This window comes from Vibrio sp. M250220 (genome assembly GCF_036533795.1).
Taxonomy (GTDB): Bacteria; Pseudomonadota; Gammaproteobacteria; order Enterobacterales; family Vibrionaceae; genus Vibrio.
Map to the genome: position 1 here is coordinate 1 of NZ_JATABI010000007.1, position 17,731 is coordinate 17,731.

General features: G+C 43.6%; 15 protein-coding genes and 3 pseudogenes. 4 read left to right on the top strand and 14 right to left on the bottom strand.

Features of this window, described 5'->3' with window-relative positions; all coding sequences use genetic code 11:
* Positions 1-464: 464 nt before the first annotated feature.
* The 9 genes and pseudogenes from QTN94_RS04465 to QTN94_RS04505 form a co-directional block, all read right to left on the bottom strand.
* Positions 465-647, bottom strand: coding sequence for a hypothetical protein (locus QTN94_RS04465; protein WP_331427026.1), 183 nt, complete (start codon positions 645-647; stop codon positions 465-467).
* 11 nt (positions 648-658) lie between these two features.
* On the bottom strand, positions 659-1,435 hold the full coding sequence (locus QTN94_RS04470; RefSeq protein ID WP_331427028.1) for a M48 family metallopeptidase: 777 nt from the start codon (positions 1,433-1,435) through the stop codon (positions 659-661).
* Positions 1,435-4,713: a type I restriction endonuclease subunit R gene (locus QTN94_RS04475; protein ID WP_331427029.1), complete on the bottom strand. Its 3,279-nt coding sequence runs from the start codon at positions 4,711-4,713 to the stop codon at positions 1,435-1,437. The genes QTN94_RS04470 and QTN94_RS04475 overlap by 1 nt, the downstream gene beginning before the upstream one ends.
* 50 nt (positions 4,714-4,763) lie before the next feature.
* On the bottom strand, positions 4,764-5,621 hold the full coding sequence (locus tag QTN94_RS04480; RefSeq protein ID WP_331427031.1) for a DUF6933 domain-containing protein: 858 nt from the start codon (positions 5,619-5,621) through the stop codon (positions 4,764-4,766).
* Positions 5,622-5,699: 78 nt separating this feature from the next.
* Complete coding sequence (locus tag QTN94_RS04485; protein ID WP_331427033.1) at positions 5,700-6,968, bottom strand: restriction endonuclease subunit S; 1,269 nt, start codon at positions 6,966-6,968, stop codon at positions 5,700-5,702.
* Positions 6,958-8,490 (bottom strand): type I restriction-modification system subunit M, encoded by a 1,533-nt coding sequence (locus QTN94_RS04490; protein ID WP_331427035.1) that lies wholly within the window; start codon positions 8,488-8,490, stop codon positions 6,958-6,960. Before QTN94_RS04490 ends, QTN94_RS04485 begins: the two co-directional genes overlap by 11 nt.
* 18 nt (positions 8,491-8,508) lie before the next feature.
* The gene (locus QTN94_RS04495; protein WP_331427037.1) at positions 8,509-9,462 is read right to left on the bottom strand and encodes a nucleotidyl transferase AbiEii/AbiGii toxin family protein; all 954 of its coding nucleotides are present in this window, start codon (positions 9,460-9,462) and stop codon (positions 8,509-8,511) included.
* A 1-nt stretch (position 9,463) separates the two neighbouring features.
* Entirely contained in the window at positions 9,464-9,868 is a 405-nt protein-coding gene (locus QTN94_RS04500) for a DUF6088 family protein (RefSeq protein WP_008218079.1), read from the bottom strand.
* A 189-nt stretch (positions 9,869-10,057) separates the two neighbouring features.
* Positions 10,058-10,656, bottom strand: a pseudogene (locus QTN94_RS04505) (tyrosine-type recombinase/integrase).
* Positions 10,657-10,742: 86 nt separating this feature from the next.
* On the opposite strand from QTN94_RS04505, the pseudogene QTN94_RS04510 reads away from it, so the two are divergent.
* Positions 10,743-10,974, top strand: a pseudogene (locus tag QTN94_RS04510) (peptidase C39 family protein); the annotation flags it as partial.
* 58 nt (positions 10,975-11,032) lie between these two features.
* Here the strand turns inward: QTN94_RS04510 and QTN94_RS04515 are convergent.
* Positions 11,033-12,463: an alanine/glycine:cation symporter family protein gene (locus QTN94_RS04515; RefSeq protein ID WP_138972496.1), complete on the bottom strand. Its 1,431-nt coding sequence runs from the start codon at positions 12,461-12,463 to the stop codon at positions 11,033-11,035.
* A gap of 604 nt (positions 12,464-13,067) precedes the next feature.
* Between QTN94_RS04515 and QTN94_RS04520 the strand changes: the two genes are divergently transcribed.
* Positions 13,068-13,250: a DUF3545 family protein gene (locus QTN94_RS04520; RefSeq protein WP_331427040.1), complete on the top strand. Its 183-nt coding sequence runs from the start codon at positions 13,068-13,070 to the stop codon at positions 13,248-13,250.
* Positions 13,251-13,287: 37 nt separating this feature from the next.
* On the opposite strand, the gene QTN94_RS04525 is transcribed toward QTN94_RS04520, so the two are convergent.
* From QTN94_RS04525 to nfo, 3 genes are all read right to left on the bottom strand, one after another.
* A complete protein-coding gene (locus QTN94_RS04525) occupies positions 13,288-13,839 on the bottom strand; it encodes a hemerythrin domain-containing protein (protein ID WP_331427042.1) in 552 nt (183 codons plus the stop codon).
* Positions 13,840-13,943: 104 nt separating this feature from the next.
* A complete protein-coding gene (gene ung / locus QTN94_RS04530) occupies positions 13,944-14,627 on the bottom strand; it encodes a uracil-DNA glycosylase (RefSeq protein ID WP_138972499.1) in 684 nt (227 codons plus the stop codon).
* 237 nt (positions 14,628-14,864) lie between these two features.
* Positions 14,865-15,737: a deoxyribonuclease IV gene (gene nfo / locus QTN94_RS04535; RefSeq protein ID WP_443088782.1), complete on the bottom strand. Its 873-nt coding sequence runs from the start codon at positions 15,735-15,737 to the stop codon at positions 14,865-14,867.
* 328 nt (positions 15,738-16,065) lie between these two features.
* Here nfo and grcA point away from each other — a divergent pair, with 328 nt between their 5' ends.
* Together grcA and QTN94_RS04545 are read left to right on the top strand one after the other, a co-directional pair.
* Positions 16,066-16,443, top strand: coding sequence for an autonomous glycyl radical cofactor GrcA (gene grcA, locus QTN94_RS04540; RefSeq protein ID WP_138972501.1), 378 nt, complete (start codon positions 16,066-16,068; stop codon positions 16,441-16,443).
* Between the two features lie 116 nt (positions 16,444-16,559).
* Positions 16,560-16,959 (top strand): annotated as a pseudogene (locus tag QTN94_RS04545) (helix-turn-helix domain-containing protein).
* Here the strand turns inward: QTN94_RS04545 and QTN94_RS04550 are convergent.
* Positions 16,895-17,674, bottom strand: coding sequence for a TSUP family transporter (locus QTN94_RS04550; RefSeq protein WP_331427044.1), 780 nt, complete (start codon positions 17,672-17,674; stop codon positions 16,895-16,897). The pseudogene QTN94_RS04545 and the gene QTN94_RS04550 sit on opposite strands and share 65 nt — an antisense overlap.
* Positions 17,675-17,731 lie beyond the last annotated feature (57 nt).

Consider the following 17,731-nt stretch of genomic DNA (forward strand, 5'->3'; position numbering starts at 1 on the left):
AAACACTCAATAGCTGATTATAAGGGGGATACAAAAAAATCGGTTCTTGTTCCATTACCCCAGGTAGCTGATAAAGCTGCCTTTCTAGGTCAGGAATGCAAGCACCTTCCACCAAAAGAAATAGTTGCTCTGATTTTGACAATTCAAATGATGGATTCATTGCGTATTACTCTGGTCTGACGTAGATAATATCTTCTGTGTTAGACCGAGAATAACGACCGCTCAATAAGCAAGCAATGGCACAATGAAAAATTACTCATTTTCTGACTTAAAAAGAAAAACTAGGCAAAAAATGTCGAAGTAAGATCACTTTTTCTCTATCTATGCGAGCGAGAGAAGATTTGAGCCGTTCTTGAACCATTTCCAATGCCACTTTTTCAGGAGGTCGAGAGACTGCTTTTCTTAATTAACAGCTTTTCCTAATTGGCAATAAATCGTATTTGGACATTTATCACTTAGAGCAATTATTCAACGCTGGTATACCTATCCTTAATAGTTACATGCTGAGCACCAAGGTATGTGCCTTCATCCACTTCATAACGCAGGGTTTCATCGCAATGTGGGCAATCAAAGGCTTCATTTGGTTCGATGCATTCATCTTCTAGCCAGTCCAAGCCAATATGCTTTTCACAAGTTGGACATCTCATTTCAGCAATCCTTATTCATTCAAATACAACTCAGTCATTCCATCTAAACGGGCTTTGACTTCTTTCCAATTAGGCATCACGCTGGTCAGCAAGCGCCAGAACTTGTCACTGTGGTTGTGCTCTGCGATGTGACAAAGCTCATGCAGAATCACGTAATCAATACACTCTTTAGGCGCTTTAATTAGGTGAGGGTTGAGCATCAGGTTCCCTTTGGCTGAGCAGCTTCCCCATTGCTTTGTCATTGGTAGAACACGAAAACTAGGAATGCCTTTTACCCATGTAGCTTGTGGCAACAACTCAGATAGACGCTCATGGAATATGCGTTCAGCACGAACCTTGTACCAGTTGCGCACCAAAGCTTTAACCATGGCAGTTTTGTCATCGTTGAATCTCGTCAAGGTAACAAGTAGCTTACCGCGAGTCATTTTTACCGTTGGCAAGGCATCTGAATCTTCTACTACCTTCAGCACATACCGACGACCAAGATAGAACTGCATCTCGCCGCTGACGTAGTGTTTGGGCTGCACGTACTCCAAATGACCTCGAAACTCTTTCAGGGCATCATAAATCCACTTGGCACGCTTCATTACCGCTTGGTGAATGTCCTCAAGCTCAGCATCTTCTGGGGTACTAACCGTGACATCACAGTTGGGTTGCACCTTGATGGTAATACTTCGCTTTTTTCCTTGTTTGATAGGCTTACGTAGCACCTCATAGCTCACAGCCTCATCTCCATAGATGAAGCTGTATTCCTCTTTGTGACGTTCGTCAGAGACTGTTGAAGCCATTAATGGTGACCTGCTAAACCTAAGCGAGTGATTTGTACGACTTCTTCGGCAATGACTTGTGCTTTATCGACGCCTAAATCGGCAAACAGCAACGGAAGTACCTCTAGAGTGATCTGGTTTTCAATCTCTGATGGATTGATTGAAAACTCTGCAACCGCTTTACGCACTTTCTCGTCAATCTCTACTGCATAGTTGAAGCATTGATCTTCAGTAAGGCCTTGACCTTCAGCGCCATGCTTTAAGAACAGTCCAAAGTAAGCTTGTACATGACGCTTAATTTTTGGATCTAGCTCTGCGAAACGATCGGTTGGCATTCCCTCGACTTTGCGATCGATCACTTGCTGTTCGAAATCAGCAAATAGGAGATATTGCTTAACAGGCGCATCAAACATCTCTTTTGCTTGCTGAATCGCTTGCTTAAGTAGCTTCGAGAAATACTCTTGAGCGTAGGGGTCGTCGGCAAGGTCTTGCTCAATCATCTTAGTGACACGACCAGTGATCGCATCTTTCTTGTTGCGAGCCTCATCGTCACTGAGTTCTTCTGGTTTTATATCTTTACCCATATTGCCAACTAGATAAGCACCTTTAGAATCTTGGATCTCAACGCCGCCGATGTGCTTGTCTAACATGGTGCGAATACTCTCAGCGTACTCGTCGTAATCAATGGTCTCTTCTGCTTGCTCACGGACAACTTTACGCAGCGATGTCATGCTTTTTAGCGTGTCTTTATAAATCTGACGTTTATCATCAAAACTCTTGTCTTCAAAGTAGGTGGCCGATTGCAGGGCGACTTTTAAGCAATTAGCAAACGCAGTGAGTGTGCTATAAAAATCTTGGCGTTTCTTTAGGTTTAAATCGGTAGGCTGACCATCGACATATTCTATGTTCGGCGCAAATACCCGTGCCATTGCTTGCGGATCTTGGGTGTTTTTTACATCAATAAAAAATGCCCAGAGTTCACTGTATAGCGCTGGCAGCTTCTTATATTCCGTGTCCATGCGACTGTATAAGCCTTTAAGGTCGTCAATATCAAAGCCACCTTGGGTACGCTCAGCCAAATCTTGGTAATCAGCGATGGTGGCATCTAACTCTTTTAAGATGCCTCGGTAGTCGATGAGGTAACCAAACTCTTTCTTCTGGTGTAGACGATTCACGCGAGCAATGGCTTGTATAAGGTTGTGCTGCTTGAGCGGCTTATCGATGTAAAGTACGGTGTTCTTTGGTTCATCAAAGCCCGTTAGAAGTTTATCGACCACGATCATTAAGTCAGGGCCATCCTCTTTACCGAACTCTTCAATGATATGCTTAGTGTAGGCTTTTTCATCTTGTCCAAAGTCTGAGTCCAGTACGTTATCCTTCCACCAATTTTGTACCATGTTTTTGCTTTCACCATCGACCGTATCGTGCCCCTCACGGGTATCTGGCGGTGACATGGCAACTACCGAGGTCACTTTACCAATTTGGTCGAGAAGCTTTTTATATTGGATAGCAGAGGCTTTTGAGTCGCAGGCAAGCTGGCCTTTTAAACCTTGGCGCTTAAAGTTTTGGAAATGGTCTGAAATATCATGAGCGATAAGCTCGATACGACCTTCGGTTTGATAGATTTGACCTTTTTGAGCAAACTTCTTCTTCAAATCTGTACGCTGTTTTTCGGTCAGCTTATCGGTGATTCGATCAAACCAAGCATCGAGCGCTTTGTCGTTAGTGCTTAACTCGGGTACACGCTCTTCATACAGCAAAGGAGTTACCGTTTTGTCTTCCACCGCTTGTTGCATGGTGTATGAGTGGATGATTTTACCGAACTTGTTTTCGGTCTTATCGTCTTGCAGCAGCGGTGTCCCTGTAAAGCCAATGTAAGCGGCTTTTGGCAGCGCTTGTTGCATACGAATGTTGTTTTCACCGTTTTGGCTGCGATGTCCTTCATCAACCAGCACTATCATATCTGGGCTGTCGTTATAACACTCTGGTAGTTCAATTGCGGTGCCAAACTTGTTGATGATGGAGAAGATAATACGCTCATTACCTTTACCAATTTGTTCTGCAAGACGTCTACCCGTGGTAGCCATGGCAGTTTTACGATCTTTTTCAGACAGCGCACCGCCAGAGGCAAAGGTACGCGCAAGCTGATCTTCCAAATCAACACGGTCAGTCACCACCACCACACGGCATTTGGCGAGTTCTTTAATCCAAATTAGTGCCTTGGATAAGAACACCATGGTAAAAGATTTACCTGAGCCCGTGGTGTGCCAAATAACACCGCCGTTACGTGCGCCTTTCTCATCGAAAGAAGTAACACGCTCAATCAGGGCTTTAATACCAAACACCTGCTGATAACGCGCTACGATTTTGCCCGCTTTTTTATCGAACAAGGTGAAAAGCTGAGTCATTTCCAGTAGGCGGTCATGACGAAGTAGTGATACTAACAAACGGTCTTGGTCTGTCACCATTAAATCACCGCCAGCAATCAGCGATAGGTATTCATCACGTACTTTGGCTGGGCGGTGAGCAAAGAGTTTATCTAGCTGCTCTGGTGTCAGTGGTGTGTTTTTCAGGCGTGCAAAGGTGGCATCGGTGATCTGTTCTTCTTTCCATTTGGCCCAAAACTTACTTGGTGTGCCGCAGGTGCCGTATAAGCCTTCATTTCCGTTCACCGACATGAGTAATTGGCTGTAGGCAAATAGGTGTGGGATCTCATCGACTTTTTGGTTGCGGATGTTTTGCGAGATACCCTCGGCAACCGTTGGCTTGCCCTCATGAGAGGAGTCAGGACGCTTGGCTTCAATCACCACCCAAGGCAGGCCATTAACAAAGCAGACAATATCGGGAATGCGCTTACCCGTGCCATGCGCATTTTCGACCTCAAGCTCTTCGGTAAAGTGGAACTGGTTGTTTTCTGGGTTTTGCCAATCAATGATATCAATGGTTGGGTTGGCTTTTTTACCCTCCACAAACTCGGTCACGCTAATGCCGTAGGTGAGGGCGTTATACAGCTTTTCATTCGCCGCTTTTAGCCCTTCATTCATCGCAGGGTTGGCAAGTTCATGGACGATTTTGTCGATAGCCGACTCCGATAATTTGCGTTCGATGCCCATAAATGCATAGGTTTTGTGTTTAAGCACATCACGCAATACATCAGGCAAAATAACCGTAGAGAGGTTGCCACGCTTAATCACACATTCACTTGGTGGAATGAACTGATAGCCGAGATTGGTGAGTAAGGTTAACGCGGGGATCTTCGCGCTTTGCTCTTCACGAAAATTAGGTAAGTTGCCTGACATTGTCGTCCCTTATTATTCAGTCGTTTTTGTTTTTATTGTTGCTTTTACTTTTAATGTAGTTTGCGTTTTTTGGCTTGATTGAAGTCGATGACGTTATTGGGAATGTCTTCGCTCTGCGTGTCGGGAGCAATCTCTTGGAAATACTCATGGATTGCTTGGTTGAGTTCGGCATTCATCCCATCAAAGTAGTCGTCATCGGGAATCCCACGCTTAACCATTTCGGCGTGCATCATTTGTCGGCGTAGAGAACCAAATAACTGGTGGATCAGCTTGTCCTCATTGTCGCCCAATTCGCTGTAGGTCTGCATCCAATCAAGGAACATCTCTTCGTCAGGATGAAAATGGTCTTTCTTTTGCTTGGTTGAGCGAATCAAACTGTTGATCCACTCATCAAAGCTGGCGCACTCTTGGTGGCCGTCAGGGAGAGAACCAACTTGGTAAACTCGATTTTCAAATTGCCAAGCGACATCATTAATATGACTCTGCACGCTGCGGTCACCGCGTTGACAAAAGTAAGGCTTAGGATGAAGCTTGATGAACTCATTAAACATCTCTTCAAAGCTCTCTTCATCGCACATCTCGAACTCTTCACCAAAAAACTGCATGTTGTTAAACAGTCTTTCAAGTAGCTGATTAGTGAACTCGAGCCAATCCCCTTTTTGAATGCCGACAAACACCATGGCATAACGGGTTTCGACATGCATGGCGATCAGCACTTTTTTGCGTTGAACGTTTACCGCATGCACCAACCAAGCACTGATTGGTACTGTGGGGGTGTTCAATACATTGACGGCTTCAGCACCACAGACAGAATCCGTCGGCGGCGCTTCTAAAGGAGAGACTTTTTTGCCATTGCGCTTTACGGTGAAAAAGTCCGCAGCGGCTTTGGTGCAGTTAAAGACTAACATTGTGTAATACCTAGTTTTGATGACGGTAATAAAGTGTGACGCACTGCGTCACACATTGGTTGAGAGTTAAGAGACGCTTTACGCCGCAACTTCTTCATTCACTTTCACTCTTCTTTTTCCAGTAAGAAGTTGTTGCATCAGCGCCTTTTTCTCTTGCTTAAAGTGAGCAAGCTTAGTTTCAAGCACTTCAATTTCCTTATCGGCAGCAGTAAGGACAGAGGCGATTTTTTGTTGTTCTTTAAGCTCTTTCGGAACTACGACTTTGTAGAGTTTTAGATAATCGGTAGTTACACGCTTTTGCCCCGCAGAACCTTGCATGTTCATTTCCCCCTTAACCCTAAAAGCAGATGTGGTGGTTAGGTAGTATACAAAATCTGGGGCGTTTCCTTGTTTAGCACGTAATACATGAAACTCAGTGCTACCAAAGCCAATTCCATTTTCTAGATGATTAACTAGTGCACCTTTACCGTTTTCAAAACAAGGTGTTATTTTGGCAATTAAGATGTCTAAATCTTTAAATGATGTAAAGCCTTTAGATACTTCCGAATATGGTTTTTCGTCTGTTCTTAATAGTTTTGCATCTTCAGAAACAGAATCCATAGGTACAAAACTAACTAAGCCGTTTTCAGGCTCTTTTGGTTTCTTTGGGTTTACTTCACATATATCTTGAAGGTGTACCTCTTCCCACTCACCTTCAAACGCCTTACCCGTTTCAGGATTGACCAAACGCTTCTTACCCGTCAAAAGCTGCTGCATCAGGGCTTTTTTCTGCTGCTTGCTGGTTTCAATCAGCTTTTCTGTGGTGCTAATCGCTTTATCCCATGTTGAGAGGATTTTGGCGATTTTGCGTTGTTCTGGGAGCGGGGGGACAGGAAATACATAGTCTTTAACCATTTGTACATTTAGGTTTTGAACGCCCCCACCTGCAAACTGTTCTCTTACAGCAAGATATCTGTAGTAGTCAGTATTGAGTACCGACTGAACAAAGTTGCTATCCAGTCGTTCACCGCACTTAATCAGAGTCAAACTCACATAGACGCTGAAATCATAATCGACTGTAACTACTGCTGCTTCACCAATACCAGCACCAACTCTAGTCATGAGTACATCGCCTTTCTCTGGCTTTGTGTTTTTTGTAAGCTTATTATGTAGGTCGACAGGTATGTGCTTGATTTTATCCAGCTTTAACTTGCCTTTCTGTACATTGCTCGCGGAAAAAAATGGCACACCGATAGATTCATCTACATATGTTGGCGTAGCAGCTACACCGCACGTTATTTTTGCTAAGTTACCAAACTTTTCAATAGACCATGAGTCAGGTGAGGATGCGTAGAAATTACTTCCCATAACCCAACTCCTCTAGGTAACCTACCATTTCAGCTTCAAGGTCAGCTAGCTCATTTTGTAGCGCTAAACGTTCAGTACGTACCGTAACCAAGTCGATCTCTTCTTCTTCCTCAAAGGTATCCACATAGCGAGGAATGTTGAGGTTGTAGTCGTTCTCGGCAATTTCTTCTAGCGACGCTAGGTATGAGTATTTATCGGTAGTTTCACGGGCTTTGTAGGTATCGACAATCTTCTGAATGTTCTCAGGCGTGAGCTGGTTTTGGTTCTTACCAGACTTGAACTCGCGAGACGCATCAATAAACAGCACCTTGTTATCGTCTTTGTGCTTTTTAAAGATAAGGATCGCAGCAGGGATACCCGTACCAAAGAATAGCTTTTCAGGTAAGCCAATGACGGTATCTAATAGGTTTTCATCAATCAATTGTTTACGGATTTGACCTTCGGATGAGGCGCGGAATAGCACGCCATGAGGCACAACCACACCCATACGGCCCGTTTGGGGTTTTAGCGTCTCAATCATGTGCGAGATAAATGCATAGTCACCTTTGGTCTTTGGCGGGATGCCACGACGGAAACGACCAAAGTGATCGTTAGCAGCATCTTCAAAGCCCCATTTATCTAACGAGAACGGAGGGTTGGCTGTTACTACATCAAAGTGCAGCAGGCCGCCGTCTTTGTCTTGTAGTTTAGGGTTACGGATAGTATCACCCCATTCAATGCGGTGGTTATCTTCGCCATGCAGGAACATGTTCATCTTTGCCAGTGACCACGTTGAGCCAATCGCTTCTTGACCAAACAAGGCATACTGCTTAGAACCAGAAAAGTTCTTTTGCACTTGCTTACCACACTTCATCAAAAGTGAGCCTGAACCACAGGCTGGGTCACAAATGCTATCGCCTTGTTGTGGCTCTAGGATGATAGAGAGTAGATCAGACACTTCTGGTGGGGTATAGAACTCACCCGCCGATTTACCGCTACCAGCAGCGAAGTGTTTGATGAGGTACTCGTAGGCGTTACCAATTACGTCCAGCGAACCCACGCGGCTTGGGCGCAGGTTTAGGGTGTCTTTACCAAAGTCTTCCAGTAGGTGGCGCAAGATATCGTTTTTCTGCTTTTCATCACCGAGCTTGTCGGTGTTAAAGCTAATGTCCTGGAACACGTTTTTTAGCTTAGTGCCGTTGGCTTCTTCAATGGCGTGTAGCGCTTGGTCGATACGAGAGCCGTTACCAGCTTCATGACGAGCTTCATATAAGTCCCAGAAAGTTGAACCAGTCGGGATTTTGAAAGACTGTTTTGACATCATGGCAGCGATCATCTGCTCATTGCCATCAAACTGCTTGGAAAGCTCATCAAACTTATCTTGGTGTACGTCAGAGATGTATTTCAAGAACAGCATGGTCAGGATGAAGTCTTTGTAAATGGATGGATCAACAGTGCCACGGAAGGTGTCACAGGCAGCCCAAACGGCTTTGTTGACTTGTTCTTGGTATAGCGGATCTTGATTGATTTTAGTGTGTGGCATGAGTGGTTCTCAAATCGGTTAGATTGTTTTAATTAACGACTGCGCAATGCGTTTAAACGAGGCAAAGCAGGTATCAAAATCATGAGGCTCGGTGTTAAACACCATAGGGGTAACAAAGTCCTGAAAGCGCTGGCGAAAAACTGGGTTATCTTCAAGTTCTTTTAGCCCGAGCTGTAGCTCTTGTTTAGGGTTAGCAACAAACTCAGTGTGTTGATTACCAAAGCGATCGATATCTTCCTTCAATACCGTGTTAAATAACGCTGTCATTGCTGTAAGATCGAAGTTTTCTAATTGTGCTTCGGTCTTTAGAATGCAGTAAACATCATAGATGTGCCGCACAAGCGTGACATCGTCCTTACGTTGCGTATCGCGCTTTACTGACATGGTACAGCGCAACATTGAAATCACTTTCTCCACCAAGGTCGCTTGAATAGAGACGCAATCAAACGCTTTTACTTCTTGTGGCTGTCGATACAGTTCCGCTACCAATGATTGGATCGGCCGTGGTTCTACATCCAGTAGAGGGATCATCTCTATTAACTCAAGTTTAATGATGGGGCGAAGACATGGCGCTTGGCTAAACTGCTGCGGGTATCTGAGTTCAAACTCGACATAGCGATATTCATCACGAACGAGACGCGACTCAACGGTAAATCGCTCTGTTTGAGTGATCGCCATTTCAATCTCGTGAATGCATGTCTTACGGGCGGCTTTCTTTTGGCCGCGACTCAGCTCACCAAATTCTTGATGGGGAATGAGCTTTATATCCACATCTTCTGACATTCTCAGGATTTTAACGTTTGACTTGGCTAGTGCAGTCCCCCCAGAAAAAACCATTTGATGATACACAGGCGATACCTTCGCTAATTCGCTAAGTAAGGCGACGACCCAGTAATCTTTTTCAATAATGGCTGGGTTTCCGAGCTCAAGCGCATCGGAAACCTCAAGGAATTGTTGTTTTAGTTTTTCCATATTAACTCGGTGAGTTTAAGACTCGGTTACCGACAGCTAACTTGCGATTAAACTGTTTATGGTTCCACGAGTATTGAATGGAGGATGGGATTTGGGTGCTTTTACCAGATAGGCTTTGTAAAGACAGTTTGTCCATTTCAAAATCGACACCTTTCATCTTTAAAATTTCACGCATCAGGGCATCGCTTCCGCCAGGGTTTGTGGGCATGGGTCTGCCGGTTAGACTATTCATTCTTGCTTTTGTGTATAGACCGTAGCCAAGCTTGATTAACTCACCTTGCTTAACTAACTGCCTTAACGCTCGACCGATTTGGTCGTAGCTAGCAAAACCATCAAAGTCTTTGCGCTCAAAAACATAACGTCTTGAGCGCTTTATCTTTTGATAAACGCGTTCAACAGCTGTCATTTGAACCTCCTAGCTTTCATACGTGTCGGTAGTATAACGCAACCTTATAATGACAGAAAGAAATACGGCACATTCAAAAGAAGATATGCGGCGTTAAAAAACACAAAAAAAACCATAAAGTACTGATTAATAATAGCTTTATGACGGTAAATAAAAAACGACCTATCTATAAGTCACATCCTAACCTCACTATGAGTCTATCCCCTCAGATATGTTTAGAGCATCCTCTATTTCTACACCTAAATAGCGAATGGTATTATCTAACTTCACATGGCCAAGCAATAACTGCACAGCGCGAATGTTTTTAGTTCTCGCATAAATTAAGGTCGCCTTGGTACGGCGCATCGAGTGTGTACCATAAAGGTAGGGATCGTAGCCGAGTTCGGTTACCCAGCGGCGAATGATAGTGGCATAGTTACTTTACTATAACTCATCGATTTCCCCTGCCTCCTAGGACTAGGGAAGATATAGTCTGATGCCGTCAGTTGGCGGTGCATTAGCCATTGAGCTAATGATTGTGCAGTACGAGAAGTAATCTCAAATTGTACTTATCTGCCAGTTTTACTCTGACTGTAAAGTACTCGTTCTTGAATTACCCCACCAGAAGAGATGTCCCTCACTTTCATTCTGAACAAATCACATGAACGCAATTTGCAGTCGATAGCGAGATTGAGCAGAGCCAATTCCATGATATTGCCTTCGATTTCCAGTCTGGTGCGTATTCGCCAGATATCTTCGAGCTTAAAGGGCTTTTTCTGCCCAGTTAAGTGACCTTTCTTCGTCCACATAATTGACCTCCAGTCTAACTTTAGAAGTGGCCTTATTAAGTGTAGATGCGGAAAATTGAATAGCTATGCGTTTAGGGGGCTGACAAATATTGCTCATTAGCACCTACCGATTTAATGGTTGCAAAGAACCTCATTGGATTGTACTCAGCGGGATGAGTGAACAGTTTTTTTTACTTTCACGACCCTTTGATTGAAGAAACGCAAGATGCGGTATCAGCTGCCTATATTCCAATAGGTAAAAGTGCTTTAGACCAAATTGTAGGCTTTGGAAAACAAAAACATACGGCTTGTGTAGTTATATTCCCCAAAGAAGTCTAAACGAAGTCTCGCTCCCTTTAATCATGACAAGTCAAGCTACCTTGGTGAACGCTTACAATTAGTCTTTGTTGCTCTGATCCCAGATACCATCTTTAAGTTGAGACTTTAGCTCAGGGAAGTCGTTTGAATCAAACGTAGGAACTTTGCCTTCACCAAGTTGACGATTGTAATCTTTAGCAAGTTTGATCACGATGCCAGACAACAGAAGAATAGCAATCAAGTTGACTATCGCCATCAAGCCCATTGAAACATCAGCAAGCGACCACACAACAGGTAGAGAGGCGACTGCACCAAACATCACCATACCAAGCACGATAATACGGAAAATGCCAAGACCTGCTTTATGGTTGTGCTCTAAGAAAATCAAGTTAGTTTCAGCGTAAGAGTAGTTAGCAATAATAGAGGTAAAGGCGAAGAAGAAAATCGCTACCGCAACAAAGATACTACCCCAGTCACCGACCTGAGAACTCAACGCCGTTTGAGTTAGCTCGATACCGGTAATTTCACCGTGAGGAACATACTCACCAGACATCAGGATAATGGCAACCGTAGCTGAACAGATAACGATCGTGTCCATAAATACGCCCAACATCTGTACATAACCTTGAGAGGCTGGGTGTGGCGGATATGGTGTCGCGGATGCTGCAGCGTTAGGTGCTGAACCCATACCAGCTTCATTTGAAAATAGACCGCGTTTAACACCGTTAATCATCGCCTGAGCAATAGCATAGCCTAAACCACCTGCAGCCGCTTCCTGTAAGCCAAACGCGCTCTTAAAGATCAACGTCAGAACCGCTGGAAGCTTTTCGATGTTAATCACCATGACAAACATAGCAAGAAGTAGGTAAGCCAATGCCATAACTGGAACAATCAGTTCTGCGACACGAGCGATACGCTTGATACCACCAAAAATAACAATCGAAGATAGCAGGACAACCACAATACCAACGTAAGTATCATCCCAACCGAATGCATTATGCATTGCATTGGCAATAGAGTTGGCTTGTACCGCGTTGAAAACCAAACCAAACGCAATGATCAAGAATACCGAGAAGAGAACTCCCATCCAGCGCATACCTAGGCCTTTTTCCATGTAGTATGCTGGGCCACCGCGGTAGTTACCGTCATCATCTTTGGTTTTGTATAGCTGAGCTAGGGTACTTTCTGCAAACGAAGTTGCCATACCCAGCATTGCGATTAGCCACATCCAGAAGATAGCGCCAGGGCCACCAGCGGTTAGAGCAACGGCAACCCCCGCCATGTTACCCGTGCCAACACGCGCCGCTAAACTCGTACAAAGTGCTTGGAAAGATGAGATACCTGCTTTATCAGCTTTACGGCTGTTTTTCAGTACCGAGAACATGTGACCGAAGTGGCGAAACTGGATGAAGCCCAAGCGGACTGTAAAATAAATTCCCACACCGACCAGAAGATAAACAAGAATTGAACCCCAAAGCAGGTCATTCATTAAATTAATTAAGTCTGTCATAACATCCTCATATTGAGATTTCGCTGATCTCCGCTTCCCAGCCATCCATCTAACTGCCCCACTAAGTGTCAATATTGCTTAGCGTGATATAGTTGTTGTATGCAGTTTAGACCTGTAAAACTCGCCTCATGCTTCCATTTTACGTATCAGCGTATTTTTTGACGGGCGGATAATGCAGCGAAGAAGAACAAAAATCAATATGCAAATAGGTGCATTTATTTGTTATTTTTCACCATATAGTTACCAACAATTAACACATAACAATGCAATTACCCCACAAAAGCAAAATAATTACTCTAAAAAATTACAACAACCAGCATATTCCGAAACATATTATTTTGATGAGCATGTCATCATTAAGATTCCTTACCACGCAAGGCATTGAGTTAACAACCTAGCGATGGCAAATTAGCGCCAATTTGCCACCCAACCGAACAAAAAACAACCAATCACACCCTGTCAATTTGTGACTCGCTAGCACAATATCAGCAAAAACTTCATTGAAACGTAACAAATGAGAAACGAATCAAGGTTACGGTTGATTTAGATATGGTATTAAAAAATGACCCCATTTAGAGGGACAAAAATCATAACGAGGTAGCTTATGGAAGGCTTAAACTTTGAAGAAATTTTTGAACAGGACTTTCCAAAAGGACGAGTTGGCCGTTCAAAACCGGTTAAGCGTAAATGGCGAGAAATCGAAGCGATAAAAGATCGCCAGCGACTACAAAGAGAGTTAATGGATATGGATATCGGCTTTGATGATTTAGAGAAAGTTGAATTATAAAAAAGAGGCGATTTCGCCTCTTTTTTACCTTTTTATATTAAATGCATTCGTGTTCGGTTTGATGAACACGTTCGGCCAACTCTTTGTACTGCTCAGCAATCGTAGTGCCAAAGACAGGATCATCTTCACACACACTCCATTGCTGTTCTACAGCCTGCCAATCCTGTACCGTAAACTTATCGATCAGATAAGGGAATATCGACTTCTCTTCTATTTCTAGATGCGCTTTCTGTGAATCAAGAAAACCCTCGAGTTGCTCGATAAACATATCTTGTGGAATCACGGCGTCCTGCAACACCATATCGACAACACCAAGAAAATCATGGGTCTTCTTGGACAAGGTCTCGTGCTCTAACTCCAAATTATCAATTTGGTGGTGATGACCATAATGCGCTGTGTAGTAGTGATACAGAATGTCTTCTTTAGGGTGGTGAACTTTTTCTGAATGGTTAGCGAGGTAATCAACTAACTCTCTTAATACACGATAATTCACCGGGCGCTCACTTTTCAACTGCGTTAACTTATGACGTAGCAGAGCAAGTAAACGAACCATATAGCCATGCTCTCGACGTATCCTTTCAATCATCATAGCGACTCTCCTTAACACCTATATTTAATAAGTGTATAAGAGGACCGCTCTTCCCGCTTTGATCATGACCAAAATTTAGACAAACATCGAACAATAGGAGACGTTCAGTCCACTTGCAACGGCAAGCGCCATTCAATCGGCGTCAATCCTTGCTGAATCAATATCTGGTTTGCTTGTGAAAAATGGCGACAGCCAAAAAAGCCTCGATGAGCAGAAAGCGGAGAGGGATGCGGACCTGCTAAGACAAAATGCTTATTGCGATCAATAAATCGACCTTTTTTCTGCGCATGCGCTCCCCAGAGAAGGAAGACAACACCACTCTGATGTTGATTAACGGCTTCTATCACTCTGTCTGTGAACGTTTCCCATCCTGACTTAGCGTGAGAGTGTGCCTTTCCTTGCTCTACCGTTAATACAGTATTCAATAATAAGACACCTTGCTCAGCCCAGCTTTGCAAATAGCCATGGGCTGGCACTTCAAACCCTTCGATATCTTGTGCGAGTTCTTTATACATATTGACAAGTGAAGGCGGTGTTTTTACACCAGGAAGAACAGAAAAACATAATCCGTGAGCTTGATTGGGGCCATGGTAAGGATCTTGACCCAAAATCACCACTTTCACATCGCCAAATTCAGTCGATTTAAACGCGTTGAACACATCTTTTGCTGGAGGATAAACCACTTTGCCCAATGCCCTTTCACTTTCTACAAACGCTAAAGTCTGTTTAAAGTAATCTTGCTGTTTTTCAGCTCCGATAACATCGTGCCATGTGAGTTGAGACTTCATCCTCTATTCCTTCTACCTAAAACTTGCGCTTCAATTGTCGCAAAATAAGTAGAAGGAACAAAGATAAGATTACTGCTTCTGTGGTGTACGGTAGTGACCTTGTCCCGTAATGTGACGATTTGGCATAGGGTAACGAACAGGACGCGCAGCAGTATAAAAAGAAGAATAAGGCATAATGACCTCTCCATTGCATTGAACACAGAACAAGCCATGAAAAATTAATGCCAACATTTTCTTTTATTCACTTTCACTTAATGCCTGATGATGAAACTCTCTTAATTTGGCGATTTCTTGCGACCAAATATCGGGGTCAATGGTCTCTAGAATCAAAGGTATGCCATCAAATCTTGTATATTCAAAACAGTGCCAGCCAATCTCCCCAACTCCTAAAGAGTGATGGCGGTCTACTTTGCCGCCTAACGCTATTTTTGAGTCATTAATGTGCATTGCCTTCAAATAGCGCATACCAACGATAGAATCGAACTCAGCAAACGTTGCGTCACAAGCAGCAAAACTGCTCAAATCATAACCAGCCGCAAATGTATGACAGGTATCAATACAGACCCCCACACGTGATTTATCCTCCACCTGCTCAATAATCTCTGCGAGATGTTCAAATCGCCATCCCAAGTTGGTTCCTTGACCCGCCGTATTTTCGATAACGGCAACGACGTCTGGAACCGCTTGGTGAGCAAGATTAATAGACTCGGCAATACGAGATAAACACTCTTCTTCTGAAATTTTCTTTAAGTGACTCCCTGGGTGGAAGTTGAGCAGTGTTAGACCAAGCTGATGACAGCGCTCCATTTCATCAATAAACGCAGCCCGAGACTTAGCGAGTTTGTCCTCTTCAGGCGCGCCCAAATTAATCAGGTATGAATCATGTGGCAATATCTGCTGCGCAGAAAAACCCAGCATTTTGCAGTTTGCTTTAAAGGCCGAGATGGTTTTCTGATCCAATGGCTTGGCCACCCACTGCCTCTGATTTTTCGTAAACAGAGCAAAGGCATTGGCCCCGATTTCACGAGCTCTGAGTGGAGCTTGATCAACACCACCCGCGGCTGAGACATGAGCACCAATAAATTTCTTTCCGTCGCTAATTTTTATCATTGTCATTTAATCACTTTACACTTTCAGAATGGCTACCAACTAACAGGTATTTAGTGCACTAGGTTCAATTTTTCAGCTAATTTTGTAGTAAATTTACAACAAAATAATCATTTAAATATTTTTTATACATTCAAATTTATTGTAAATACATTGTTTTTAAAGATTTTATTGATTTAGAACAATAAAATAACCTTCATTTATTTAATGTTTTTAGTTATTATTTGACATAAATCAATACTATCATAGTGGATATTGGCTATATAATACGTAGCTCAACAAAATTCGAAAGTTAACACCAATTAACCACTAAGTGGACTAGGAGATAGTAATGATCCAAGGCATTCAAATCACTAAAGCAGCAAACGACGATCTACTTAACTCAATCTGGCTACTAGACAGCGAGAAAAACGAAGCACGCTGTGTTGCAGCAAACGCAGGCTTTGAAGCAGATCAAGTTGTTGCGATCAACGAACTTGGCGAGTACGAAAGCCGCGAAGTTGCTATCGAAACAGCACCACGCATCGAAGGTGGTCAACACCTAAACGTTAACGTTCTTAAGCGTGAAACTCTTGAAGATGCTGTTGCTCACCCAGAAAAGTACCCACAATTGACTATCCGCGTTTCTGGCTACGCAGTTCGTTTTAACTCACTAACAGTTGAACAGCAACGTGACGTAATCGCACGTACTTTTACTGAGTCTCTATAATCTCAGTTTATCAACTCGAAAAGGCGCTCATTGAGCGCCTTTTTTATGTTTGCTCTATCTTAGCCACACGAGTGTAAGATACATTAACCCTATTCTTCCGCTACAGAATTGACAAGATGCTATTAGAAGGTATCGAAACCTTACTCGTTTTAAGCAAAGCGAAAACCATGAGCCGCACTGGCAGTCTGCTCTACATTAGCCAATCGGCCGTCAGTAAACGTATTGCCAATTTAGAAAGCAAGCTCGGTAAAAAGCTGATCGTGCCAGATGGACTCCTATTCAGCCGCAGCTCAACTAGCAATGCAAGGAATAGCGCCAGCTTTAGTACCAATCTCGGTGATCAAGGCGATGAAAATTGAGCCCAAATACTGTTCTCATTTCGAACAATTGAGCTCTCTATACCGCCCGATTCATATTTGTTGTCGAACGTCTTCTTATCAAAACCCAAGGATCAGAACATTGATAACAACCATTGCTGATGCTGTTCCCAAAGCAGCTTCAATGCCATTAGCATAGACATGGTAATCACCAGAGGGCGGATCCACTTTTGCCCTTTAGTCACCACGACCTTTGCGCCTAGTTGTGCTCCGATAAATCCTCCTACTGCCATGACTAAACCGATCTCCCAAACAGGCAAGCCAGCGAGAACAAAAAATAGTAATGCGGCGATATTAGATGTGAAGTTAAGTACCTTGGTTCGAGCAGTCGCATCCACCAGCGAAAAGTGACCTAAAGCCACAAAACAAACGGTAAAGATAGAACCAGTTCCCGGACCAAAAAATCCATCATAGAATCCCACGCCTCCGCCAACGGAAAAGGCGAACATGGCTTCAGAGATCTTTGCCTGCCCTGAATACTGCTTGGTTTTTGGGGTAAGAAGAAAGTAGAGTGAGATAGCAACCAGCAAAATCGGTATTAGGCTTGTTAAGACGCCTGCGTCGATATATTGCACCGCCTCAGCACCAATGGCTGAACCGATAAACGTACATGCTATCGCCAAACGCATTTCTTTAATGCTCACTAAGCCATTACGCACGAAATACCAGCTTGCGGAAAAGCTGCCAAACGAACTTTGTAGTTTGTTGGTTGCCAGCGCTTGCGTAGGCGGAACACCAGCAGCAAGAAGTGCAGGCAGCGTAATTAAACCACCGCCTCCAGCCATTGCGTCAATAAAGCCAGCAGTGGTCGCTGCGATGAAAAGAATCGTCAGTATTTCGAGTGTTAGTTCCATTCTCAATCAATTGGTTATCAGCTATCTGTTAATCAAAATATCATCAAGTTAACAATT

Excerpts from the sequence above, each read along its gene's own strand:
- QTN94_RS04525 (WP_331427042.1), bottom strand. The coding sequence starts at position 13,839 with ATGATGATTGAAAGGATACGTCGAGAGCATGGCTATATGGTTCGTTTA.
- ung (WP_138972499.1), bottom strand. The coding sequence starts at position 14,627 with ATGAAGTCTCAACTCACATGGCACGATGTTATCGGAGCTGAAAAACAG.
- QTN94_RS04515 (WP_138972496.1), bottom strand. The coding sequence starts at position 12,463 with ATGACAGACTTAATTAATTTAATGAATGACCTGCTTTGGGGTTCAATT.
- QTN94_RS04470 (WP_331427028.1), bottom strand. The coding sequence starts at position 1,435 with ATGGCTTCAACAGTCTCTGACGAACGTCACAAAGAGGAATACAGCTTC.
- QTN94_RS04475 (WP_331427029.1), bottom strand. The coding sequence starts at position 4,713 with ATGTCAGGCAACTTACCTAATTTTCGTGAAGAGCAAAGCGCGAAGATC.
- QTN94_RS04500 (WP_008218079.1), bottom strand. The coding sequence starts at position 9,868 with ATGACAGCTGTTGAACGCGTTTATCAAAAGATAAAGCGCTCAAGACGT.
- QTN94_RS04550 (WP_331427044.1), bottom strand. The coding sequence starts at position 17,674 with ATGGAACTAACACTCGAAATACTGACGATTCTTTTCATCGCAGCGACC.
- grcA (WP_138972501.1), top strand. The coding sequence starts at position 16,066 with ATGATCCAAGGCATTCAAATCACTAAAGCAGCAAACGACGATCTACTT.
- QTN94_RS04480 (WP_331427031.1), bottom strand. The coding sequence starts at position 5,621 with ATGTTAGTCTTTAACTGCACCAAAGCCGCTGCGGACTTTTTCACCGTA.
- QTN94_RS04485 (WP_331427033.1), bottom strand. The coding sequence starts at position 6,968 with ATGGGAAGTAATTTCTACGCATCCTCACCTGACTCATGGTCTATTGAA.
- nfo (WP_443088782.1), bottom strand. The coding sequence starts at position 15,737 with ATGATAAAAATTAGCGACGGAAAGAAATTTATTGGTGCTCATGTCTCA.
- QTN94_RS04490 (WP_331427035.1), bottom strand. The coding sequence starts at position 8,490 with ATGCCACACACTAAAATCAATCAAGATCCGCTATACCAAGAACAAGTC.
- QTN94_RS04520 (WP_331427040.1), top strand. The coding sequence starts at position 13,068 with ATGGAAGGCTTAAACTTTGAAGAAATTTTTGAACAGGACTTTCCAAAA.
- QTN94_RS04495 (WP_331427037.1), bottom strand. The coding sequence starts at position 9,462 with ATGGAAAAACTAAAACAACAATTCCTTGAGGTTTCCGATGCGCTTGAG.
- QTN94_RS04465 (WP_331427026.1), bottom strand. The coding sequence starts at position 647 with ATGAGATGTCCAACTTGTGAAAAGCATATTGGCTTGGACTGGCTAGAA.